The organism is Trichococcus sp. (assembly GCF_049684335.1).
Taxonomy (GTDB): domain Bacteria; phylum Bacillota; class Bacilli; order Lactobacillales; family Aerococcaceae; genus Trichococcus.
On record NZ_JBAVFV010000045.1, the window covers coordinates 1 to 23,648 of the forward strand.

Annotated in this window: 19 protein-coding genes; 7 read left to right on the forward strand and 12 right to left on the reverse strand. The window is 46.1% G+C overall.

All coding sequences use genetic code 11. From position 1 onward, the window contains the following. Positions 1-4: 4 nt before the first annotated feature. From WBM30_RS07845 to WBM30_RS07855, 3 genes are all read left to right on the forward strand, one after another. Positions 5-97 carry an IS3 family transposase gene (locus WBM30_RS07845; RefSeq protein ID WP_424899724.1) on the forward strand — a complete coding sequence of 31 codons (93 nt, stop codon included), beginning with the start codon at positions 5-7 and terminating at the stop codon, positions 95-97. A 344-nt stretch (positions 98-441) separates the two neighbouring features. Continuing rightward, positions 442-1,332 (forward strand): transporter substrate-binding domain-containing protein, encoded by an 891-nt coding sequence (locus tag WBM30_RS07850; RefSeq protein ID WP_424900179.1) that lies wholly within the window; start codon positions 442-444, stop codon positions 1,330-1,332. A gap of 28 nt (positions 1,333-1,360) precedes the next feature. Beyond that, positions 1,361-2,041 carry an amino acid ABC transporter permease gene (locus tag WBM30_RS07855; protein ID WP_424900180.1) on the forward strand — a complete coding sequence of 227 codons (681 nt, stop codon included), beginning with the start codon at positions 1,361-1,363 and terminating at the stop codon, positions 2,039-2,041. A gap of 217 nt (positions 2,042-2,258) precedes the next feature. On the opposite strand, the gene acnA is transcribed toward WBM30_RS07855, so the two are convergent. Continuing rightward, on the reverse strand, positions 2,259-4,952 hold the full coding sequence (gene acnA, locus WBM30_RS07860) for an aconitate hydratase AcnA (RefSeq protein ID WP_424900181.1): 2,694 nt from the start codon (positions 4,950-4,952) through the stop codon (positions 2,259-2,261). A 130-nt stretch (positions 4,953-5,082) separates the two neighbouring features. On the opposite strand from acnA, the gene WBM30_RS07865 reads away from it, so the two are divergent. After that, positions 5,083-5,991, forward strand: a complete 909-nt coding sequence (locus tag WBM30_RS07865; protein WP_424900182.1) for a LysR family transcriptional regulator — start codon at positions 5,083-5,085, stop codon at positions 5,989-5,991. Between the two features lie 3 nt (positions 5,992-5,994). On the opposite strand, the gene WBM30_RS07870 is transcribed toward WBM30_RS07865, so the two are convergent. The 3 genes from WBM30_RS07870 to WBM30_RS07880 form a co-directional block, all read right to left on the reverse strand. Then, positions 5,995-7,371 carry a CitMHS family transporter gene (locus WBM30_RS07870; protein ID WP_424900183.1) on the reverse strand — a complete coding sequence of 459 codons (1,377 nt, stop codon included), beginning with the start codon at positions 7,369-7,371 and terminating at the stop codon, positions 5,995-5,997. Between the two features lie 29 nt (positions 7,372-7,400). Continuing rightward, positions 7,401-8,537: a 2-methylaconitate cis-trans isomerase PrpF family protein gene (locus tag WBM30_RS07875; RefSeq protein ID WP_424900184.1), complete on the reverse strand. Its 1,137-nt coding sequence runs from the start codon at positions 8,535-8,537 to the stop codon at positions 7,401-7,403. 488 nt (positions 8,538-9,025) lie between these two features. Continuing rightward, positions 9,026-9,550 carry a methylated-DNA--[protein]-cysteine S-methyltransferase gene (locus WBM30_RS07880; protein ID WP_424900185.1) on the reverse strand — a complete coding sequence of 175 codons (525 nt, stop codon included), beginning with the start codon at positions 9,548-9,550 and terminating at the stop codon, positions 9,026-9,028. Positions 9,551-10,019: 469 nt separating this feature from the next. On the opposite strand from WBM30_RS07880, the gene WBM30_RS07885 reads away from it, so the two are divergent. Then, a complete protein-coding gene (locus WBM30_RS07885; RefSeq protein ID WP_424900186.1) occupies positions 10,020-10,475 on the forward strand; it encodes a MarR family winged helix-turn-helix transcriptional regulator in 456 nt (151 codons plus the stop codon). 10 nt (positions 10,476-10,485) lie between these two features. After that, positions 10,486-12,360 carry an ATP-dependent zinc metalloprotease FtsH gene (gene ftsH / locus WBM30_RS07890; RefSeq protein WP_424900187.1) on the forward strand — a complete coding sequence of 625 codons (1,875 nt, stop codon included), beginning with the start codon at positions 10,486-10,488 and terminating at the stop codon, positions 12,358-12,360. 97 nt (positions 12,361-12,457) lie between these two features. Here the strand turns inward: ftsH and WBM30_RS07895 are convergent, their stop codons facing one another. From WBM30_RS07895 to WBM30_RS07920, 6 genes are all read right to left on the reverse strand, one after another. Continuing rightward, positions 12,458-13,411, reverse strand: coding sequence for a carbohydrate kinase family protein (locus WBM30_RS07895; protein ID WP_424900188.1), 954 nt, complete (start codon positions 13,409-13,411; stop codon positions 12,458-12,460). 62 nt (positions 13,412-13,473) lie between these two features. Continuing rightward, on the reverse strand, positions 13,474-14,973 hold the full coding sequence (locus WBM30_RS07900; RefSeq protein ID WP_424900189.1) for a glycoside hydrolase family 32 protein: 1,500 nt from the start codon (positions 14,971-14,973) through the stop codon (positions 13,474-13,476). 41 nt (positions 14,974-15,014) lie between these two features. Continuing rightward, positions 15,015-16,628 carry an ABC transporter substrate-binding protein gene (locus WBM30_RS07905; protein ID WP_424900190.1) on the reverse strand — a complete coding sequence of 538 codons (1,614 nt, stop codon included), beginning with the start codon at positions 16,626-16,628 and terminating at the stop codon, positions 15,015-15,017. A 35-nt stretch (positions 16,629-16,663) separates the two neighbouring features. Continuing rightward, entirely contained in the window at positions 16,664-17,545 is an 882-nt protein-coding gene (locus tag WBM30_RS07910) for a carbohydrate ABC transporter permease (protein ID WP_424900191.1), read from the reverse strand. Positions 17,546-17,559: 14 nt separating this feature from the next. Beyond that, positions 17,560-18,501 (reverse strand): ABC transporter permease, encoded by a 942-nt coding sequence (locus tag WBM30_RS07915; protein WP_424900192.1) that lies wholly within the window; start codon positions 18,499-18,501, stop codon positions 17,560-17,562. Positions 18,502-18,849: 348 nt separating this feature from the next. Then, positions 18,850-19,824: a LacI family DNA-binding transcriptional regulator gene (locus WBM30_RS07920; protein ID WP_424900367.1), complete on the reverse strand. Its 975-nt coding sequence runs from the start codon at positions 19,822-19,824 to the stop codon at positions 18,850-18,852. Positions 19,825-20,118: 294 nt separating this feature from the next. Between WBM30_RS07920 and WBM30_RS07925 the strand changes: the two genes are divergently transcribed. Continuing rightward, positions 20,119-20,832, forward strand: coding sequence for a C39 family peptidase (locus WBM30_RS07925; protein WP_424900193.1), 714 nt, complete (start codon positions 20,119-20,121; stop codon positions 20,830-20,832). Between the two features lie 79 nt (positions 20,833-20,911). Here WBM30_RS07925 and WBM30_RS07930 read toward each other — a convergent pair whose 3' ends face one another. Together WBM30_RS07930 and ftsE are read right to left on the reverse strand one after the other, a co-directional pair. Then, positions 20,912-22,549, reverse strand: a complete 1,638-nt coding sequence (locus tag WBM30_RS07930; RefSeq protein WP_424900194.1) for a methyl-accepting chemotaxis protein — start codon at positions 22,547-22,549, stop codon at positions 20,912-20,914. 331 nt (positions 22,550-22,880) lie between these two features. Next, on the reverse strand, positions 22,881-23,606 hold the full coding sequence (ftsE, locus tag WBM30_RS07935) for a cell division ATP-binding protein FtsE (protein WP_424900195.1): 726 nt from the start codon (positions 23,604-23,606) through the stop codon (positions 22,881-22,883). Between the last annotated feature and the right edge of the window lie 42 nt (positions 23,607-23,648).

Sequence of the window (23,648 nt, forward strand, 5' to 3'; positions counted from 1 at the left end):
CTATATCCATTGGTATAACCATGTTCGATCAAAAGAAAAATTAGCTGGTCTCAGCCCAGTCCAATACCGAATCCAAGCCAGCCAAACGGCTGCATAATAAAAACTCTAACTTTTGGGGGTCGCCACCTATTCGACTATTCCGGCTCGCCACGAGATAAAATTCCCTTATGTGCCTTCCGCTTGTTTTCAGTAACTTTCGTTGCATATTGCGGGGGCTGTTCCCCACTTCACAAACTGTATTGCGAACTGTATCAACATCCCGAGCGAATGTTCGGAACCACGCAACAAGACATGTTCATTTTGTTCAATCTTCCCGATGAAAATGGTTTATAACAGCATGTAAAACTGTATTATTTTTATAGATAAAACGATTGCTTTCGGCCTGGATACGTGCTATCTTATGTCTAGTTCTTATTCGAGGAAAAAGGAGAGGTTTCACGGATGGTTAAGAAAAAGAGAGTTTTATTTGGCGGTTTGACAGCATTACTAGGTTTGACTTTGGCGGCCTGCGGGAACGGCGAAACAGTCGACAGCAGCGCTACTGATACAGCGGTGTTAACTGATTCAGAAACAGCATGGGACAAGATTGAGGAAGCAGGCGTTTTGAAAGCAGCCACTTCCGGAACGCTTTACCCTAATTCTTATCACGACAAAGAAACCGATGAATTGACCGGTTACGAGGTGGAAATCCTTCGTGAAATCGCTGAGCGCATCGGCGTGGAAGTGGCATTCACGGAAATGGGCGTAGACGGCATGCTTACTTCCGTCAACAGCGGCGCAGTGGATGTTGCAGCATTCGGGATCGACCGCAATGGCGAAAATGCCGACAAATACAATTATACAACTCCATACAAATATTCATTCGGTGCCATGGTTGTCCGAGAATCCGATAATTCCGGCATCGCAACGCTGGAAGATTTAAAAGGCAAAATCGCTGCGGGTGCGGCAACAACATCTTACATGAAAGTCGCCCGTTACTTCGGCGCAGAAGAGAAAATCTACGACAACGCGACAAACGATATGTACTTGTCTGACGTAGCGAACGGACGGACCGACGTTATCCTGAACGACTACTATGCACAAAAATTGGCGACTGCTGCTTTACCTGATATCCCTGTTAAAGTGCATGACATTTTCTACAATCCGTCCGAAACTAATTTCTCCATCAAAAAAGGCAATGACGAATTGACTGATAAATTCAACGAAGCTTTGGATGAAATGCGTGCTGACGGCACTTTGGCGGAATTGTCGAAACAGTTCTACGACGGTGCGGATGTGACTGTCCAGATCGAATATGATTTCCCTGTGATCGACGTAAGCGACGTTAAATAGAAACGTAGAACAGAGAGGTGGAAAAGACATGTCAGGCATCCAATGGCAGTATATCTTCAATCCGGAATTGGCTCTGGAAAGCCTCCCGTACGTCCTGAAAGGGATGGGCTATACACTTGGAATCGCGTTGACCAGCATGGTGAACGGCACGCTGCTTGGCTTTTTCCTTGCTATGTTGCAGCTGGCCAAGTGGAAACCACTGCGTTGGCTGGCACGGCTCTACATCTCCTTCATGAGGGGAACCCCTACTTTGGTCATTTTGTTCCTGCTCTATTTCGGCTTTCCGTTCATCGGCATCCAATTCACTGCCGTCACGGCGGCCATCATCGGCTTCAGCATGAGCTCGGCAGCCTACAGCGCGGAAATCATCCGTTCATCATTGAATTCCGTCAATCACGGGCAATGGGAAGCGGCTTATGCGTTGGGGCTGAAATGGTCGTTCATCATGCGGAAAGTCATCGTGCCGCAAGCCCTGCGGATTGCTATTCCGCCGATGAGCAACGTGCTGTTGGACCTGATAAAAGGTTCATCCTTGGCGGCGATGATCACCGTTCCGGAAATGTTCCAGAACGCCAAAATCGTGGGTGGCCGCGAGTTCGACTATATGACGATGTACATCCTGGTCGCGCTCATCTACTGGGCAGTCTGCAGCGTCTTCGCTGCTTTCCAGACACGCATCGAGAAGAAATTATCTTTGTATGTGGAGTGAAAAAAGAGGCAACCTCACTTTTCGAGGTTGCCTCTTTTTTCAATTTAATGCCTTGATTTGAAATTGACTTGGTTCTCTAAAATAAAATGGCCTGCTAAAGGTAAAATACGCAAAAAGCAGGCTGTTACGGGCCTGCTTTTTGCGTATTCTGGAAGCCGGAGTCGGGGCCGGCTTCTTCTATTTATCGTTTTACTCGAAATAGCACATTAAGAAAAGCTTATTTAATCTTGTTTCTGAGCACCATCGGCAAAATCCCTTTGTTGCGGTAGTAGTCGATTTCGATCTCAGAATCCAGTCTTGCGATTGCCTGGAATGTTTTTTCCGTTCCGTCCGCAGCTCGAGCGGTGACAGTGATCACTTCATTCGGTTTTACTTCATCCGTGATCGCAATCGCGTATTCTTCCAATCCTGTCAATCCCAGTGTGTCTGCATCTTCGCCTTTCAGGAATTCCAGCGGAAGCGCCCCCACCATGATCAGGTTCGAGCGGTGGATCCGTTCGAAACTTTTCGCGATGACCGCATCGACGCCCAAAAGTCTGGCGCCTTTCGCTGCCCAGTCACGGGAAGATCCCATCCCATAGTCGTCTCCGGCCAGGATGACCAAACCGGTGCCATCTTCTTTATATTTCACGCTGGCATCGAAAATCGGCATGATTTCATTGGTCGGAATGTACTTGGTGAATCCGCCTTCCAACCCATCCGCCAAAGCGTTTCTGAGACGGATATTGGAGAAAGTACCGCGTACCATCACTTCATGATGTCCTCTTCGGCTTCCGTATGAATTGAAATCTTTCGGTTTCACGCCATGCTCCATCAAATATTTTCCGGCTGGAGACTTCATTGCGATGGCTCCGACCGGTGAGATATGGTCGGTTGTGATGGAATCCTGGAATTTCCCTAAAACGCGCATCCCTTTCAGACTCGTAATCGGTTCTGTTTCCAATTGGAAGTTTTCGAAATATGGCGGATTTGCGATATAGGTTGAATCGGCATCCCAGTCGTAGACCGGTTTATCTGCTGATTCAATTTTGTTCCACAAGTCGTTTGAATCGAATACGGAACGGTATTCTTCTTTGAACATATCCGCCAGAACGGATTCATTCACGACTTTTTGGACTTCTTCGTTGCTCGGCAAAATGTCCTTGAAATAGACAGGCTGTCCTTCTTTATCTGTCCCGATCGGATCGGTAGCCAGATTTACTTTGACATTGCCCGCTAAGGCATAGGCGATGACCAAGTGCGGCGCAGCCAAGTAGCCAGCTTTCACTTCCGCATGGATGCGTCCTTCGAAGTTGCGGTTACCGCTCAAAACTGCTGAAAGCAGGATGTTGCCTTCTTTCGCCGCTTCGCTAACTTCCGGTCTCAACGGTCCGGAGTTGCCCACGCACGTCATGCAGCCGTAGCCGATGATATTGAAGCCTAGCGCTTCCAGGTAAGGCAATAAGCCCGATTTTTCATAATAGCGCGCCGTCACTTTCGATCCCGGCGACATGGAGGTTTTGACGTAGCGTTTGACGGTCAACCCTTTTTCCACTGCATTTTTGGCCAATAAAGCGGCGCTGAGCATCAGGTATGGGTTGCTTGTATTCGTGCAGCTTGTGATGGCCGCGATGGATACCGCTCCGTTTTCCATTTCTTCTTGATAGCCATCTTCGTAGGTGATCGTCACTTTGTTGTCGATATCAGCTGCATCCAAACCATAGCCTTGATTCCCCATCGGTGCGGCATATGCCGCTTTAAATTCCTTGCTGACATCGGATAGCTTCACTAAGTCCTGCGGTCTTTTCGGGCCGGCCAAACTTGGTTCCACTGTTGAAAGGTCAATTTCGATCAGCTCTGAATACTCTGGTTCGATTGCATCATTGTAGAAAAGGTTGTTCGCTTTGACATAGGCTTCGATTCTGTCCACTTTTGCACCTTCTCTGCCGGTGAAGCGCAGATAGCCCAATGTTTCGTCATCAACCGGGAAGAAACCACAAGTCGCTCCGTATTCCGGTGCCATATTGGCAATGACCGATCTGTCGGCAATCGTCAAGTTCTTCAGGCCTTCACCGAAATATTCGACGAATTTCCCGACCACTTTTTGATCACGCAATACTTGGGTCATTTTTAAAGCTAAATCAGTTGCTGTTGCCCCGTTTTGAAGTTTGCCTGTGAAGCGGACTCCAACGACATCCGGAAGCTGCAGATAACAAGGTTGTCCCAACATGCCTGCCTCTGCCTCGATGCCGCCGACTCCCCAACCAAGGACACCCAAAGCGTTGATCATCGTCGTGTGCGAATCGGTTCCCACCAAAGTATCCGGGTAGAGGATGGTTTCCCCATTGGCTTCAGCTTCTTTAACCACATCAGCCAAGTATTCCAAATTCACTTGATGGACAATCCCTGTCGCTGGTGGAACAACACTGAAGGAATCAAACGATTTTTCCGCCCAGCTGAAGAATTCGTAACGCTCGCGATTCCGGTCGAACTCAATTTCCGCGTTCATTCTGAAGGCATCATTGAATCCTGAGTAGTCGACTTGAACGGAATGGTCAATGACCAAATCCACCGGTATATCCGGATTGATGATTGCGGAATCTTTACCCAATTTATCGGTCACATAACGCAATGCTGCCAAATCCACGATTGCCGCTCCGCCTGTCAAATCCTGCAGAATGACACGGGATGGTTTGAAGGGGATCTCCGTTTTCACCTCATTGAGGGGTTTCCAGTTGGCCAAGGACAGGACGTGTTGTTCAGTGATCACCTTGCCGTCTTCTTGTCGCAACAAGTTTTCCAGCAAGACACGGATGGAATATGGCAATTTGGCGATCGTCACTTTTTCATTTTCCAATGATTTCAGATCGTAGTACTTATACGCCTTCCCATTTGTAGTGATGGTTTTAATTGATTTCTGCTTGCTATTCATAGTATAGTACCTCTCCAATTTATATATTCTTGTATTTACTTAGTGTGATTGTATCCCTATAATAAACATAAATGAAATATATATTTTTTATGTATATCATAATCAAAACCTATGATAAGGGGATGCTTCTATGGAAATGAAAGATATCGAATACGTGAAGGCAATCAACGACTGCGGCAGTTTGACAAGGGCAGCTGAGTCTCTATACATCTCACAACCCTCATTGAGCATGTACATCAAAAACATGCAGGCCCGATTAGGATTTCCAGTCTTCAATCAAATCGGAAAGAAATATGAATTGACTTTCCTTGGTGAACGTTTTTTGGCTGCCGGAATCGAGATTCTACGTATGCGCGAAAACTTTTACGATGAAGCTGCCCATATATTGGACAACAAAATCGGCCGTCTGCGCGTTTCCATTCCCTTCATGCGCGGTTCCTATCTGGCTCCTGATATCTTGCCGAAATTTAATGAAATCTACCCAAATATCGAAGTCGAGTTGATCGAAGAATCTTCCAAAGTTGTAGAAGAAAAAATCAACAACGGCGAAGCGGACATCGCGATCATGAACATGCCGCACCACGCTTTGAATCTGGACTATGAAATCATCAAATCGGAAGAGATCCTGTTGGCTGTGCCCTCAGGACATCCTTGCATCAATCAAGGCGTTCCTAATCCGATCAGCAACTATCCTTCCATTGATCTGCATTTGTTCAAAAAGGATCGGTTCATTCTGCATTTTCCCGATCAGCGTACCGGCCAGATCGCCGAAGCGATTTTTGCGGAACATCATTTCGTCCCGAATAAAGTGACGCATACTCGGAATATCGAGACAGCTGTCAATCTGACAATGACGGGATACGGGATCTCCTTTTTGAACGAGACCCATATCCGTCACTTGAAATTCGGCAATGCTCCGCGCTTTTTCTCTTTCGAGGGCAAGCCACATTATGCGGATATGATTGTGGCTTACCGAAAAGGGCGAAAACTGCCTCCTTACATCAGAACCTTGATTGACCTTTGTCGGGAAGTTGTTTGATGACTAATTAAACAAGAAAGGTAGCGGGATCGCACCGATCAGAATGGCGATAACTGTTTGGATCACAAAGCTTGGAAGACCCCATTTCAGGTATTCTTTTGAGTAATCACCAAAGCTGACTTCTGTTCTGTCAACCAAAACATAAAGGAAGGCTACTAATGGACTTGCAAAACGGATGGCTTGACCCATCATGGAAGCGACACCGATTTCAGTCGGTGTTGCACCGTATTGATAAGCAATTGGTGCCAATACCGGCAGGATCCCAAAGTAGAAAGCGTCATTTGGCAAGAAGAACAAACCTGGTAAAGAAATCAAAGCCAGGAAGAATGGAATGTAGGCACCCATGTTTTCCGGAATCATGCCAGCCATTTGTTGTGCGATGGCTGTGCTCATGCCGCTACCGTTCAGAACACCCATGATGATACCTGCACCATAAACCAAACTTACTGGCCCTAGTGCTTCTCCACCATTTGCGATCAGACGGGAAGACTGCAGGTTCAACTGTCTGTAGTTAACCAACAACGCGATGGCTGTACCAAGTACGAATAGGATTCCACCATTGATGACGTCCATGATCAACATTGTCATGATTGCAGCTGTAAGGATAAAGTTGAACCAAATCAATTTAGGGCGTTTCAAATACGCATCTTTTTCGTTGATTTCTTTAATGATGTGTTCCAAGTCGCTGTCATGGATGATGCCGCTACCTTGAACGTAGCCCAGACGAGCGCGTTCTTTTTTACCATAGAAGTAACACATATACATCGCTAGAATAGTTGCGCCTATCATACCTGGGATAACGGGTACGAAAAATTCTTTCGGTGTCAAGTTCAACACCGGCATCGCACGCGCCATCGGACCACTCCAAGGGACTAAGTTCATTACCGAGTTACAGAATCCGATGATTACCGCCAAATAAAGCTGGTTCATCTTCATTTTCTTGAAAAGCGTCAGAACCGCTGTCGTTACGATCAACACAGTCGTTGTTCCATCACCATCCAGTGACACGATTAAGGAGATAACACCAGTAGCGACACAAATCTTCATTGGATCGCCTTTTGCCCATCTGATCATCTTCGTAGCCAATGGATCGAATAGACCGACATCCAACATAACCGAGAAGTAAAGGATGGCGAACAGCAATAATGTAATCGTTGGGGCTACACCTTTACCGATAAGTGTCTTGTTCTCATCCAGAGAGTAATACAAACCTCCAAAAATCCAATCAAATACTTCCAAAAGTGGTGTTCCACTTATAAATGCTGCGGCTAAACCAAAAACGACGGGAACTAAAATTAATGCTGCAAAAGGTGACATTTTCTTGGTTAATAACAAAACCATGAAGGTAACGATCATTCCATAGCCTAACAATGCTAACATTTCAACACTTCCTATTCTTTATGTTATTTCTATCCTTTATAGAAGACTTTACCGACCATGATTTTTCTCGCAGTCCGGTGGCTTGATACAGATTCGATTTTTATCGTTCCATCTTCATTTTTATACTTCATGGCTACTGAAATGAGGCCATCGCTGTGCCCAAGTACGATCTCATTCTTCACATTTTCGTTCCCTAGCACTTCATTCGGGATGGTGCCCGGAATCGCGCAGGCGGCTGCTGTACACAAAGCCCCTGTCAAAGCGATGGTTTTGTGGGCTTTCTGCATGCTCATCATTCGGATAGAAAGGTCATATTCGGATACGCTTATTTCTTTCCCGCTATCCGTAATGAAATCCTGCGCTGCTGACACGATCGTCATTTTTGGCACTCCCGGTGTCACTGTAGCGGCTTCTTCCCATTTATCGGCCAAGCCCATTTTGACGGCCGCTTCGCCCCTGATTTTTTCCAACAGCACTAAATTGGCCGGGTCCGCATCGATCATAGCCGCCGTCTCTGTTCCTGCAAAACCGATAGCTTCTGCTTTGACATACACTAGCGGGTTTGCCGCATCGACGATGGATACTTCGACATCGCCGTAATCAGCAATTTTCAGTACGTCTTTGGTATGCCCTGTCGGCAACAGTTTGCCGGTGAAGGAACCTTCCGGATTCAAAAACTCCAGTTCGATCTTCGAGCCCGTTCCGGGTACACCCGAGATACTAAAATCGCCTTCATAGGTAATCTCCCCGTTCGGCGTAGGAATATGCTCGTGAATGATTTTCTTTGTGTTTGTATTATATACCCTGACAGTCGTGATTGGCGCAGCTATATCCACCAAATTATTTTCAAGTGCAAAAACCCCAACAGCAGATGAGATATTCCCGCAGTTTCCTGCATAGGAGACAAAAGGCTTATCGATCTGGACTTGCGCAAAAGTATAGTTGATATCCCAATTTTCTGTTGTTTCTTTTGAAATGATGGCGACTTTACTGGTCGTGGAGACTGCTCCACCCAAGCCATCAATTTGGCGTTGATCAGGGCTGCCCATAATTTTTAATAGGATTTGATCGCGTTCCTCTTTATTTTCCGGTAAATCTTCTTCCATCACGAATGCACCTTTGCTTGTGCCACCGCGATAGATGCTGCATTGTAGTTCTCTTAACATATCGTCCCTCCAAATGTTTGCGTTTTCAATTCTCCATGGATTTGTGATTATCCAGTTGAATCCTTTTAGTAACAAGTTCCTATAGACTGCAGTTCTATCGATTGCTCATTACTCAACTTGATATCTGAAGTATAGTTTCTGGCTAACCAAATATCCAATCAATCATTTTTATCCGAATCATAGGTTTAACTTATGATGATAACGATTACAATCATTGGTATTGAACATCTGGTTTTTTTACGCGATCAAGAATCAATTTCCCCTAGCTCGAATCAGACATTATATACTTTTCCACAAAGTAAAAAGAGCCGAGAACAATAGATTCCTGGCTCTTTTCTGAATTTTTCGATTATTTACTGTTGTATATCATTTCAATTTACTGCTAAATAGCGACGTTTAGAATTTGCCTTTACGATAGCATGGATTCTTATTTATCATACTCTGATTGAGAATAGGTATCCTAATTGAGAATCCCTTCTCCCGATGATTCAGATATCCATTTGGGGTGAGCTGTTTTCGATTGCAACCTTTGTCTCATGATTCAGCAAATATTCCTTCAAATGCAACCCGCCGGCATACCCAACAAGTTTCCCGTTCGTACCGATGACACGGTGGCAAGGGGTGATGATCGATATCGGGTTGCGGTTGTTTGCCATCCCGATGGCGCGGACACCTTTCGGATTTTCGACAGCGATGGCGATTTCCTTGTAGCTGCGCGTCTCGCCGTAAGGGACTTGGCGCAAAGCTTCCCACACTTTCAATTGGAAGGGCGTACCGGTTGCATCCAAGGGCAGATCGAATTCCTGGCGTTCACCATTGAAGTACTCCTGCAATTGACGCTCCCCTTCCAGTAATAAGGGCGTGTCCGCCTCCACCATTTCCCCGGCCGCGATTTCCTTTTCGATGCGCGGATCCAATTCCGATGCAACATGCTCCAGAAACGTGATACCCTTGCCGTTTTCAGCCAGCAAGTATTGCCCGAGCGGCGTTTGGATATATTTATATGCTTTCATACTGATCATCAGTCCTTTAATATAGTCAACTAGATTCTTCTGTTTCATTATACACAGTAGCGCCGTAATCAGGAAGCAATCTTCATTTGTCATTTCCTCCGGTGAACTGAGGCTTCGCCGGAGTTCGTCCGCATTCCGAATGCTCTCCTCCTGGGTGGCGGGCTTCGTCGGAGGTGGGGCAATTTTTTGAGCGCTCCTCCGGCCAGAGGCCTCTCGTCGGAGCTGATTCCCCTTCCGGCCGCCCTTCTCCGGCAAAGCGCTCGCGCCGCAAAAATATCTTATGAAATTATTTCAATCATCTTCATGCTTTCTTCACACACTAGCTCTATAGTAGGTTCACATCATCCCTGCTGGGGATGAATATTTAGGATTTGTTTAAGAGTAAGTTGAACCGCTTGCACAAAGAATAGTTTTGATTTAGAATAGTTTTACATCACAACTATTATCCGGAAAAGGAGCGGATTTCAAAATGAAAATTGATTTTTTGAAAAAAGAGATCTGGGATCTGATGCGGACCATCCAAGTTTCCAAGGATACCGTGATGTGCCCGGTCGCTAAAGACTATTGCATCACCCCGCTGCAATTGCGGATTTTGATGGAAATTAAGCTGAGCGAAGATCTGTCACTCAACCGTTTGGCGAAGGTGATGGATATGAACAACGGTAACGTCTCCACCATCTGCAAAAAGCTGGAACAGCAAGTTTATCTGACGCGGGAACGGCGCGCGGACGACGAACGCTTCATAACGCTGAAACTCACCCCAAATGGCCAAGCGATCCTTCAGAAAATGGAGCAGGATATCGAAAGCAAATACTGCTTGCTGATGGAAGGCGTGTCCGAGGAACGGCTCGAAAAAATTGCAGTCGGCATCAAGGAATTGCAGCTTTTGATACAGGAAATGAACGAACAACAACGAGAGGATTGAACAGACATAAATGGCAGATGACAAAAATAAAAACAACCGAAAATGGAATGTGAATTTGAACAACGAAAACCCCGATAAACGCAGAACGACAGCCTATTACTTGCTGATGGCATTGAGCGTCCTGATGTTCTTGAACTATTTCGTATTGCCGAGCTACATGAACCGAAGCGTGGAGGAAGTGACTTACAGCACGTTCCTGAAACAGGTGTCGACGGGCGACGTATCCGAGGTCAAACTGGAGGATACCCAGATTACCTTCGTCGCGACCGATGATGCGGGCGACAAACAAGTCTACATCACCGGCCTGATCGATGATCCGACACTCGTCACCCGCTTGGAGGAAGCCGAGGTGACCTTCAGCAAGGAGATCCCGACTGAAGCCTCCCCGATTCTTTCGATTTTGGTTTCTTGGGTCTTACCGCTCCTGTTGTTCTGGGGATTAGGTAGCCTATTAGGGAAACAGATGGCGAAACGGATGGGCGGCGGTGCCGGTGGCGCATTGTCTTTCGGCAAATCGAATGCCAAAGTATATGTGAAGGCCAACGATTCGAAAACGTTCAAGGATGTCGCCGGACAGGACGAAGCCAAAGAAGCGCTTAGCGAAGTGGTCGATTACCTGCATCAACCGAAAAAATACCAGGATATCGGTGCCAAGAATCCGAAAGGCATCCTGCTGGTCGGACCTCCCGGAACCGGTAAAACCCTTTTGGCCCGCGCTGTCGCAGGCGAAGCCGATGTGCCGTTCTTCAGCATCTCCGGTTCCGAATTCGTCGAAATGTTCGTCGGACGCGGCGCTGCAAAAGTCCGCGACCTGTTCAAGGAAGCCAACGAAAAAGCCCCATGTATCGTCTTCATCGATGAAATTGACACAATCGGTAAGAAGCGCGACAACGGCAATTTCGGCGGGGGTAACGATGAGCGTGAGCAGACCTTGAACCAACTGCTGGCGGAAATGGACGGTTTTGAAGCCAACAAAGGCATCATCCTCCTGGCCGCCACCAACCGTCCGGAATCCCTCGACGCTGCCCTACTGCGCCCGGGTCGTTTTGACCGTCGCGTACCGGTTGAACTGCCGGACTTGGCAGGACGCGAAGCCATCCTGAAAGTGCATGCAACGAACTACAAGATGGACCCTTCCATCAATTACAATACGATTGCCCGCGCCACATCCGGTGCTTCCGGTGCCGAATTGGCTAACATCATCAACGAGGGTGGCCTGCGAGCCGTCCGTGAAGGCCGCACCGCCGTCACGCAAAGCGATTTGGAAGAATCAGTGGAAACAGTCATCGCCGGTTACCAACGCAAAAATGCAGTCATTTCTCCGAAAGAGAAAGAAATCATCGCCTACCATGAAATTGGGCATGCGCTGGTCGCCTCCAAGCAGACCGAATCCGCGCCGGTCCACAAGATCACGATCATTCCGCGCACTTCCGGTGCACTCGGCTATACGATGCAGATCGAGGAAGGCGAAAAATCGTTGATGACAAAACAAGAACTGTTCAACAAAATCGTCACCTTGGCAGGCGGTCGCGCCGCTGAAGAGATTGTCTTCGGCAGCATCACGACTGGTGCTTCAAACGACATTGAGCAGATGACCAAAATGGCTCGCGCCATGATTACGCGCTACGGCATGAGCGACGCCTTCGACATGATGCAGATTGAAACCCAGACCAATAAATACCTGGGGGGCGACACTTCCATGAACGTATCCGCCGGCATGGCCGAACAGGTCGACCGCGAAGTTCTGGACATCATCAAGAAAGCCCATGAAAAAGCCGCTGCATTGCTAAGCGAAAACATCGACAAGCTCCATGAACTTTCCCGCTTCCTGTTGGTCGAAGAGACCATCACCGGTGCAGAATTCATGGAAATTGTAGGAGAATAATTTCTCCAAATCAGACCTACTCGAAATACTAACCTAAAATAAAAAAGGACCGCTACCTAAATCTCACTCGATTTAGGTAGCGGTCCTTTTTAATGATCTATCCTTCCAAGATCAATACTTCTTGCAGGGTCGGGATGGATTGCATGCCGCCCGGTCGTGTCGTCACCAACGCGGCCACACGATTGGCGAAAGTGCCCATCTCGCGTATTTCATCCAAGCTGCAGTCTTCCCAATTAACCCTATTGGCTATCTGATAGAGGAAGGACCCGATGAACGAGTCACCTGCCCCTGTCGTATCAACCGTTCGGACGCTTAACCCTTCGACACTGGCTTTCTCGCCTTTGAAATACAGATCCGCACCCTTGCTGCCTTTTGTATAGATCAGCAGTTTTGGCTCCGTCTTCAGCAACGCCGCTATCCCATCCGCTTCTGAATCCTTGCCCGTTATGAACGCCAATTCATCATCGCTGATTTTCAGGATATCCGCATACGGCAGGAATTCCTGGATCGTCTGCTTCAGCATTTCCGGATCCGGCCATAGATTCAAGCGGACATTCGGATCAAAAACGATCGTCCCGCCTGCCTGCTTCATTTTTTTCAAAGCTGCAAGATGCGCATACTTTACTGGGGCTTCGATCAGATCGACCGAGCAAAAATGCAGGATGTCTGCAGCCGTGAAAACAAGCTCATTCAGCTCTTCCTTGTCCAGCAGCATATCCGCGCTGGGATTGCGGTAAAAGCTAAATTCGCGTTCCCCATTTTGCTGGAGCGACACAAAAGCCAGCGCCGTGTTTGCCTCGGCGGTCCTGAACAGGTGACGGATATCCACCTGATTCTGCACGAGTATATCGGTCAGATAGTCACCGAAGGCATCCTGGCCCACTTTGCCGATGAAGCCGGCTTTTCCACCCAAGCGGCTGACAGTCACAGCCACATTTGCCGGCGCACCTCCCGGCTGCTTGGTGAAACCCTTGACATCTTTCAAGGGCACGCCGATTTCACTCGGGAAAAAATCAATCAGTATTTCTCCAATCGTATATACTTTCCGCATAACCGCATAACGTCTCCTTCATTCCTAAAATATTTGTCCGTCACGCCTACCTACAAACCCGATTAAATGAAGGGTGTGAAAGTCACTTCCTCAAATACCGTTTTGCCGCTGCACTCAAACGAAATGCCCGTGGCTTCCTCGGTTGGATAAACGTTCGCGGTCATTACCGCTTCGCCATTTCTTTCAAACACTTCAACCGACGAATGATCCAAGTAAATGGCGAGTTCAAGATAGGACCTCTCGCCATTCAGCGTGACTTTGCGGCTGACGGGAGGTGTCGCTTCTTCACCTTTCAGCACGATGCCGCTTGCGGATCGGTCGATTCCCAATTCATTCTTTTCTTTATCGAAGGACACTACGGTTCTTTCGTTCTCGTTTTCACGGAGAAGGATGGACAGTTTTTCCAGTTCGGAGATGTCCACTTTCAATTGCAGCAGTCCGCAATCTCCTTCTATGCCTGGGATAGTCTTTTTGGCATCTTCAATCATGATGATCCGGCTGCTTTCTACCTGGTTTTCGGTGTTGGCTTCGATGCCGATCGGATATTGCTTCAACTGGCCATCTACCCATTTCAGCTCTCTCGGGATCGTCATCGAGCCTGTCCATCCGTGGCCTAGTGTATCAGTCGGGAAATTTCTGCCCCACATCTGCATCCAGCCGATGCAGATTCTTCTGCCTTTGTCATCCTCCAGGCTTTGGGGAGCATAGTAATCCAGCCCGTGATCCAACTCCTGGTAACTTTCCGGGTGGAACTGTTTCGTCGTCCAATCCACTTCGCCGACAGCCAGTACCGAGGAATTCAAATTTTGAAAGTCATCGCCCTCCTGCGGCCATTGCATCGGCGAGAAGATCAGGCAATCCTTCCCATCTAATCGGAAGAAGTCAGGGCACTCCCACATGATCCCTTGTTCCTTGGTCCCCTTCAGGAAGACAGATGCAAACTCCCATTGCACCAAGTCTTCAGATTGGTAAAGCAAAATCTGCCCTGTCTCGTCGGAAGCCTTGGAGGCGATAACTGTGTAGTACATGCCTTCGTGTTCAAACACTTTAGGATCCCGGAAATCGATCTGGGAAGCATCCTCCGGTAAGGCCGCGATCGGGATGACCGGATTTTGCTGCACTTTATCGAAGTGCAGCCCATCTTCCGACACCGCCAGGCATTGCACCTGGTGATGTACGCCTTCTTCATCGGCTTCGGTTACGCCTGTATAAAGCAAATACAGTTTTCCATCCCGCTCGATGGCGCTTCCTGAGAAACAGCCGAACCGGTCATACGCTTGATCCGGTGCCAAGGCGACAGGCAAGGCTTCCCAATGGATCAAGTCCGTCGACTTCATGTGGCCCCAGTGCATCGGGCCCCATTTCGCATCATACGGGTGGAATTGATAAAACAAGTGGTACGCTCCTTGGTACTGGACGAAACCGTTCGGATCGTTCATCCAGCCCACTGGCGGTGATGCATGATAGAGATTCCGGTAAAGAGGATTCACCGTTCCCATATTTTCTGCTATGTATCGGTTGGCCCGATCTGTTGAATAGGCCACTTGGCTTTGAATGCTCACGCTACCCCTCATTTCTTGGATTTGATTTATTTTATTTCTTGTTATTTGTTGTTTGACAAGTATGTATCATAAGCATCTTGTTTGATCTGCATCCATTCTTCCAGTCCTAAACGGTTCAATTCCTCTACGTAGGCATCCCATTCTTCGACGATTTTCCCGTTTGCGATCCATTCAGCACGTTTTCTGTTCACAAACGGAAGCAAATCCGCTTCAATTTGAGCGATCCGGTCTGCCTGTTCCAATGACAAGAATACGCGTGGATAATTGAATTGATTATGAACATCAGCCAAGTACGTATCTTTGTAGATATCCAAACGCCATTGCGCATCATCCGGCATTGTCGTCACAGTTCCGTAGTATTCATCCAAGATTGCCAAAGGTCCGCCTGCTTCTGTTTTTTGGCGCAATTCACCTGGTGCAGTGCCGTCCAACGGCAGATGTTTCAACGAATTAGTGGCTTCTACGTATTCAAAAATATTTTGTTGCGTCTCATCTCCATAAGTGCCCCAGTTGTTCTGGACAGATTGGATCGGCACGTACATTTGATCTGCCCATTTGGCTGTCAATTCCAGATTTTTGTTGGCACTTGTGATGACGAAACGGTCACGGCTAAATCCGAATCCGTTCGTACGCGTAACATGTTTTTCTCCGCTTGGACCAGCCAGTGCCGGAAGCGGTTCGTAGGAATCGTTGGCTCCGGAAACGTTAGCCTTATCCCATGAGAAATAAACGCCGAACAGTTGCTCTTTCCCTTTCGCCACGTAGGCATTCCAATCTTGTTCGAAAGCTTCCACATCAATCAGGTTTTTATTGTAAAGTTCGTTGAAATAAGTAACCCCGTTTTTGAATTCTTCGTTGTCGGCAGTAAAATCGATTGTTCCGTCATCATTGACGACCAAGTGATCATCGTTGTCGCCGATCCCAAATGCGCCGAAGAGGAACTTCATGTCTTCATTTCCGCCATCGTTGATGAAGGACATCGGGATTTCATCCGCTTTGCCATTACCGTTCGGGTCTTGGGTTTTGAATGCTTCCAATACAACCATCAATTCTTCCGTTGTTTGTGGCATCTCCAAGCCTAGCGTTTCCAGCCAGTCGACATTGATCCACGGAATATCGTTTACTGTGTGGATGGACTCTTTATCCTGGCCCAATTCTTCGATCCATGGCAGCGAGTAGATATGGCCATCCGGAGCTGTGATCATGGCCAGGTATTCCGGATTTTCGTCCAATACCTTTTTGAAGTTCGGCATATGTTCATTGATCAGGTCTTCCAAGGGAATGATGATACCATCTTCTGCCCATGAGAGCAGATCATAGTCGCTGGCTCCGGCATTCCACATGGCATCCGGCAAGTCGCCGCTGGAAATGTCCAGATTTCTTTTTTCGATATAATCCGAAGAATAGTTTTTCCATTCGACTTGCACGCCCGATTGCTCCTGCAAACGCTGGAAGATTAACTTTTCATTCGGATCGGCCGGTGCCAAGGGCGAACTGGAAGTGGACATCTTCAGGGTCACTGTTTCCTCCAATGGGAATGAGACATCCGTCAATTCGTAGTCCGGAGAAGAGGCCCCGCCGGATGAACCGCATGCTGCTAAAGTCAGGACCGTTGCTGTGGATAATAGTGCCGTGCCAAAGTATTTTACTCTCATTTTGTATTTCTCCTTTATATTATATTTCTTATTGCCTAACCTTTGAGTGAACCTGCCATCATCCCTTTATCGAAGTACTTCTGGAAGAATGGATACATAACCAGAAGCGGCAAGCTGGAGATGACGATCGTCGAGTATTTGATCAGTTCGGCCAATTGGGCCATTTCTGCCATCTGTGTGGCGGATCCGATCATGTCTTGCTGCGGTTGATTTTGGATAAGGATTTTTCGCAGCACTATTTGGAGCGGCTGCAAGTCCGCATCGTTCAGGTAAATCATGGCGTCAAAGTAGGAATTCCATTGTCCTACAAAGGCATAGAGGAACAATACGAAAATGATCGGTTTTGCCAGCGGCAGCATGATCTTAAAGAATATCTGTAGTTCATTTGCGCCATCAATGACGGCTGCCTCTTCCAACTCGGTAGGCAATTGTTGGAAGTACGTCCGCGCCAGGATGATGTTCCAGATATTGATCGATCCGGGAAGGATGAGCGCCCAGACCGTATTCAGCATGCCCAAGTTTTTCACCAACAAATACGTCGGAACCAATCCTCCACCGAGGAACATGGTGATGATCAAGAAAATCGTGATGGGTCTTTTCCCTATCAGCTTCTTCTTCGAAAGCGGATAGGCCGTGAGGATTGAAACACCTACTGTCAAGGCACTGTATGCGGTTGAATAAAAGATGGAATTCAAGAAACCGCGAACGATTGCGGGGTCTTGCAGCACCCGTTTATACCCTTCCACGCTCCAATTGGCAGGATTCAGGCTCAACCCCTGTGAACGAAGAATGAACGGATCCATGAAGGAGGCGATGAGCACATATAGCAAGGGCGATAAGGTTATCAGTATCAAGAAACCTATCAGGATGCGGTTCAGAAACAGAATGCGACGATCAAATTTTGTTAAGGTTATCATGTTTATCCTCCTTTCTATAATGCGGCATCTTCACTGCCGACCTTGTTTGCGACTGCATTCACAGTAAGCAACAAGATGATGTTAATGACTGTATTGAATAGCCCAACGGCAGTAGAGTAGCCATAATCGCCCATCTGCAGACCGACTTTATATACGTATGTCGAAATGATTTCCGAAACAGGCAAGTTCATCGATGTTTGCATCAGGAAAGCTTTCTCATAACCAACGTTCATGATCCCACCAACAGAAAGGATGAACTGGATGACCATGATCGGGCGCAGCGCCGGAAGATCGATGTACCAGATGCGGTACAAGATATTGGCGCCGTCCATGTGGGCCGCATCGATCAGATCTTGGCTGACGTTCGCCAGTGTAGCTGTGTAGAGGACCGATGCCCAGCCCATACCTTGCCAAATACCGGATAGGATGTACAAAGTCCGGAAATAATTTGGATCCGTCATGAACGTGATCCGCGAACCGGTGATGGTTTCAATAAATCCGTTGATTGGGCCATCTGCAGCCAGGAACATGAACAGCATCCCCACAACAATCACCAAGGAAATGAAGTTCGGTGCATACAGAATCAGTTGGAATCGCTTCTTCCATTTTGTGCTGATCAGATGGTTCAAGGATAATGCCAGCAGGATTGGTGGAAAGAATCCCAAAATCAGTCCGTAAATACTTATTTTGAGCGTATTCTCCAACAGCATGGAGAAATTCGGCGAGTCGATGAACTGTACGAAGTTTTCCACTCCCACCCATTCACTTCCCATGATCCCCCGCAGCGGGTTGTAATCCTTGAAGGCCAAGAGAATGCCGTACATCGGGAAATACTTGAATACCAGCGTGAGTATCAGTCCCGGCAACAGCATATAGTAGAGCATCCGGTGCTGTTTGATGAATTCCCATTTGGACTGTGTGATTCTTTTCGGCTTGCTTGTCTGGCTTTTTTTCATGACTGTTCTGACTCCTCCTTTTGGAAATTGAAACGTTTCCACTTTGCTTCAAAAAAAATTGGGAACGTTCTTGAACTAGAATTGAAACGTTTCCACTTTTGTTCAAAAAAATAGTTTCTGAAGAATTTCAGCGACTGATCCGATCACCTGGGTCAGCCACCGCCAAAGAATCGGCATGCTACTTTTGAAATCGTTGCGGTTGATCAATCATCAGACTGCCCGCGATTTCAAAAATAGGGAAACGTTTAACGAACAATTGAAACGTTTCCACTTTTCTTCAAAAAAATATGTTTTTGATTTAAATATATAATAATTCAGTAACCGTTTTCTGTCAATACCAAAAACATATTATTTTAAAATTTCATTTTTCGTTGTCGGTCCTTCTACGTAATGGACAGGCAAAGTGATTTTCATTTTGATAGGTTCGCCGTCGATCACTTGGATGATTTTTTCGACTGCGGCTTTGGCCATCAAATCTACAGGCTGACGGATTGTCGATATGATCTGACTGCGCCCTGCTTCCATTTTGATGCCATCACATCCGATAATCTGCACTTCTTCCGGCACTTTGCGTTTCATTTCCTCCAAAACTTCCAGCATGTCCAAAGCAATAAAATCTGTGTGGGCAAATACGCCGTCCACATCCGGATTTTCTTCGAAAAAGCCTCTTATGTCTTTCTTGAATTCCATAACTGGGTCTTCCCCATCGTAGATGGCATAAGGAATATTCATAAGCTCAGCTTGGGCTACAAAGCCATCTCTTCTCTTTGTCGTCTCGCTCGGAAAGCGTGAATGAGTTCCGATATACCCGAGTTTTTCACAACCTTTCTCAACCAACTTTGCTACAGCCAACTGACCTGCATGAAAGTTGTCTGATGTGACACAAACCGTTTCTTCTTTGAAATGACGGTCAATGGTGACGAAAGGCAAATGCGACGAGACAAAATTATCCAAATCCGAATAGGTAATACCGATGATTCCGTCCACTTTGTTTTCTTGAACCATCTGAATATATTCCAGTTCCTTGTCATTACTGACGTCAGAATTGCACAACAGCAGCTTGTATTTGTGTTCAGACAAATTCCGCTCCACATAATAGGCGAATTCTGAAAAAAACGGATGCCAGATTGTCGGAATGATCAATGCGATCGTGTGGGTCTTGTTCATCTTCAGGCCGCGAGCATAGGCATTCGGAATATAATTCAATTCTTTCATTGCCGCTTCCACTTTTCTGCGGGTTGATTCTTTTACAGCTCCGGAATTGTTCAGCACACGCGATACGGTACCGACGCCTACCTTCGCTAAAGCAGCTACATCTTTCATTGTTCCCAAATGGATTACCTCCTTTCCTGTATACACTTACAATCTAATTATCATGATAGCAGAGTCCACAAAATAAGTATAGCTTCACTTTGGGAGCATTCCGTTTCAGATTGTTGTGAAATCGTTTATTCATTTTTTTTAGCGAATTTTAGAGCAAGTGGGTTAACTTTATCCGATTACTGCCGACTACTATATAGGTATTTCTAGTTTTGGGTTTATAAGCCATTACATAAGTATTGTACGAACAGTTTATTGATAATATATAAATACACCACTACTCTAAGGAGGCTAATTATGAGGAAAAGAACGCTTCTCAAAAGAGGCTTGCTGATAATTTTTATCGTCAGTACATTATCGATCAGGCTTGCCCCCCCAGAAAGTGCGTCTGTTCTGGAAGATCAAGCGATCGTAACGGGAGCGCCAACGCAAGTCTTTTTGGATGTCCCTCTATTGAATCAAATGGATTATCCCATTTTATATAACGGTTGCGAGGTAACCTCGCTTACAATGATACTGCAGTACAACAACGTTGATGTATCGAAAAGTGATGTCGCTGCTTGGCTCCCTTCTGTTCCGATCATTGATGAAAACGGCCTGCGCGGCAACCCAAACGATGCTTTCGTAGGAGACATTACCGGTTATAATTCTGGCTTCAGTGTCTACCATGGGCCGATAGCTGTCTTAGCTGCTAATTTCGTATCATCGGATCGCATAAAGGATATCACCGGCAGCCCATTTGAGGCTGTGATTGCTGCCTTAAATCAGGGATACCCAGTCTGGACAATCACCAGTACAAGCTATGCCCCAGTAGCTGATATGGAAGTGTGGCAAACGCCTACCGGTGAGGTTAGCATCAGTTATAGTGAACACAGTGTCGTAGTAGTTGGCTATGATGATAATTATTTTTACGTAAATGATCCTTATGGCCAAAAAAATCAAGCTGTGGAAAAAAGTGCATTCATTGCCTCTTGGGAGCAATTCGGCAGTCAAGCCATCTATATCCAATAAATAAATGAATGAATCATTCACAGATAAAAACTCTCCAGTAAGCTTGAGCGGCTTACTGGAGAGTTTTCTGTTTTTTGGATTAAAATTTAAATTCTTTGACCAACAGATTCAGAAGATCTGCAAGGCCTGCGATTCTTTCGGAATTCATCGAAACTTCTTCCATGGAACTGCTGATTTCCTGGCTGGCAGCCGATGTCTCTTCGACTCCAGCAGCGGATTCTTCCGAGATTGAAGCAATCTCTTCGATGGACGTACTCATGTTATTTGTATTCTCAGCCAACCGCGCCAAATTATTGGTTACGCCAGAAATATTCGTCACCATGCTGTCCAATTGCATTTTCATCTCACTGAAGGTGTTACTTGTCTTATCAATCTGGGCAGCCCCCGACTTCACTTCGGTATAGCCCGACTGTAAGGATGAACTTACGTTTTTGGATTCTTTTTGGATTGTGTCCACAAAACCTGTTATGTCCATGACGGAAGTGGCGACTTGTTCAGACAGCTTTCTGACTTCATCGGCAACAACAGCAAAGCCTCGGCCATGTTCTCCAGCTCGTGCAGCCTCTATGGCAGCATTCAAGGCCAGTAAATTCGTTTGATCCGCTACATTTTGGATAAGTCCGACCAATTTGTTGATTTCTTGGGTCTGATTTTCCAAAATATTCATCTTATCGACAGCCTCTTGCATGATGTCCTGAATTATGTTCATCTGCAGACTTGATTTTTGCATCAGTTCTTCGCCTTGATTTGTATTTGCAAGGATTTCTTTAGAACCTTCTGCAATTTGAATGGTGTTCTGATTAACAGTTTGGAACTCATCGTTGAATACATCGATCACAGTCGCCAAGTTGCTGGCGCTGCTTGCTTGGGTTTCAGATCCTGTCGCCAATTCCTGCATTGTGATAGCCACTTGTTCAGTGCCTAACTTCACTTCTTTTGAAGCATGGTGGAGGTCCCGACTGTTCTCCTCAAGTGTATGTGATGCTTCTGAAATGCTTACAATAATGGCTTTCAACTGTTGCTGCATTTGATTGATCGCATCACCCAATTTGCCTAATTCGTCAAAATGTTTGATGTCGATAGGTTCTCCATTCAGTTTTCCTGTTGTCAGTTCGGTTGTTTTGTCCATCAATAGCTTGATACGTTTCATTAAATCTGAAGAAATCAATAATGCGATAGCAATACTCAGCAACAGTGCAATTACGGATATGATGACGGTCACTCTCATTGCTTGATCTCCATGTGCAATAACGCCATCGCCTTCCTCATGAATGGAAACGATCCTGGCGTCAAGCGATCGTTCCATGGCACTTATATTCTCATTTCCCAGTTGCTCTGATTTTTCAAACAACGCATTTATCGCTTGTTGCTGATTACCTGCCTGGTAGACATTTATAACTTCTTCCCGTGTGATCCGGGTCCATTCATCGATTCCTGCGAACAAATCCACAATCACCTGTTTGTTGCCGTTTGCCTCCAGAATCTCCGCTTGGATAGCTTCACTTTGCTGCGTATACAAATCAAATAATTCCACATATGTTGTATCCCCGGACAACAAATAGCTGCGGACGACTGACATTCGGTTTGCCACTAGGTAGTTGATTTCGGCGCCCTGTTCCAAGATAGGGACACTGACATTTACAATTTGGTCCGTATTCGCATTGATTTCATTCGATGCTGTGTAACTATTGTATCCTAATAAAAAAATGGACGCCAAGATTATTGAAAATCCAACGAGTAAATTAGTGCGGATGCTTTTAAATTGCAATAGTTGGATCTTAAATTTTCTTTTCGTTTTTGACTTTGCGCTTGTTGCCTCTATATTTGATGCTTGCACTTCTTTCACTTCCCTTTTCTGTTTCCTTCCTGTTTCATTCCGAAAAGAATGACTTAGGCTCTTAACATTAATTCGGTAGTGTTTGTGAAAAGTTAATAGTTTTTTGAAAATCCCATAATAAAAATTGCATACCAATATAAACAAAAAAACCACTGCGCAAATAAATGCACAGCAGCTTTCACTTTTTTTATGGATCAAATAACACCATTTATTATACAATAAAATACTCTTTTCGTTTGAAATCATACTGAAGCGTATTTTGCTGTTTCTTCTCTTGATCTTTTATCAGATAGCCATCCTTCATTTCGAGAGTCCGGAAACGAAAATTTTCGATGATTCCTTGGTCATGCGTGGCCATCAGTATAGTTGTTCCGCTTTTGTTGATTCTATAGAATAAACGGAAAATTTCCAGAGAAGTCCGCGGGTCCAGATTCCCTGTAGGTTCATCCGCAAGAATAATTTTGGGAGAATGTACAACAGCACGTGCAATCGCAACCCGTTGCTTTTCACCGCCGGACAGCTGGTCTGGATAACTGTTTGCTTTATCCGCCAACCCTACTGTTTCAAGAGAGCGATGCACCTTATCCGAAATAGCCTCAGTATCTTCTCCCATGACCTCCAGCGCGAAAGCGATATTCTCAAAAACTGTTTTACCAGTCAACAATTTACAATCCTGAAACACAATGCCAATTTCCCGTCGCAGATGGTGTATGACGTGATTATTCATTTTGCCGACATTGTGTCCACAAACTGTCACCGTTCCTTTTGTGGGTTTGATATCCCGATAAAGTAATTTAATGAAAGTGGACTTACCTGATCCACTGGCGCCTAATACATACACAAACTCTCCTGCTTCGATGGTAACCGATACATCCTTCAGGCTTATGATGCCCCGAGGATATTCTTTTGTTACGCCAGCCACTTCGATTATTGCCATCTTTTCTCTCTTCCTCCATCTTTTGCTCCCGCAGGAGATCCC

What these genes read in the sequence shown, in the direction of transcription:
- WBM30_RS07850 (WP_424900179.1), top strand. Translation starts at nt 442, where the DNA reads ATGGTTAAGAAAAAGAGAGTTTTATTTGGCGGTTTGACAGCATTACTA.
- WBM30_RS07855 (WP_424900180.1), top strand. Translation starts at nt 1,361, where the DNA reads ATGTCAGGCATCCAATGGCAGTATATCTTCAATCCGGAATTGGCTCTG.
- acnA (WP_424900181.1), bottom strand. Translation starts at nt 4,952, where the DNA reads ATGAATAGCAAGCAGAAATCAATTAAAACCATCACTACAAATGGGAAG.
- WBM30_RS07865 (WP_424900182.1), top strand. Translation starts at nt 5,083, where the DNA reads ATGGAAATGAAAGATATCGAATACGTGAAGGCAATCAACGACTGCGGC.
- WBM30_RS07870 (WP_424900183.1), bottom strand. Translation starts at nt 7,371, where the DNA reads ATGTTAGCATTGTTAGGCTATGGAATGATCGTTACCTTCATGGTTTTG.
- WBM30_RS07875 (WP_424900184.1), bottom strand. Translation starts at nt 8,537, where the DNA reads ATGTTAAGAGAACTACAATGCAGCATCTATCGCGGTGGCACAAGCAAA.
- WBM30_RS07880 (WP_424900185.1), bottom strand. Translation starts at nt 9,550, where the DNA reads ATGAAAGCATATAAATATATCCAAACGCCGCTCGGGCAATACTTGCTG.
- WBM30_RS07885 (WP_424900186.1), top strand. Translation starts at nt 10,020, where the DNA reads ATGAAAATTGATTTTTTGAAAAAAGAGATCTGGGATCTGATGCGGACC.
- ftsH (WP_424900187.1), top strand. Translation starts at nt 10,486, where the DNA reads ATGGCAGATGACAAAAATAAAAACAACCGAAAATGGAATGTGAATTTG.
- WBM30_RS07895 (WP_424900188.1), bottom strand. Translation starts at nt 13,411, where the DNA reads ATGCGGAAAGTATATACGATTGGAGAAATACTGATTGATTTTTTCCCG.
- WBM30_RS07905 (WP_424900190.1), bottom strand. Translation starts at nt 16,628, where the DNA reads ATGAGAGTAAAATACTTTGGCACGGCACTATTATCCACAGCAACGGTC.
- WBM30_RS07910 (WP_424900191.1), bottom strand. Translation starts at nt 17,545, where the DNA reads ATGATAACCTTAACAAAATTTGATCGTCGCATTCTGTTTCTGAACCGC.
- WBM30_RS07915 (WP_424900192.1), bottom strand. Translation starts at nt 18,501, where the DNA reads ATGAAAAAAAGCCAGACAAGCAAGCCGAAAAGAATCACACAGTCCAAA.
- WBM30_RS07920 (WP_424900367.1), bottom strand. Translation starts at nt 19,824, where the DNA reads ATGAAAGATGTAGCTGCTTTAGCGAAGGTAGGCGTCGGTACCGTATCG.
- WBM30_RS07925 (WP_424900193.1), top strand. Translation starts at nt 20,119, where the DNA reads ATGAGGAAAAGAACGCTTCTCAAAAGAGGCTTGCTGATAATTTTTATC.
- ftsE (WP_424900195.1), bottom strand. Translation starts at nt 23,606, where the DNA reads ATGGCAATAATCGAAGTGGCTGGCGTAACAAAAGAATATCCTCGGGGC.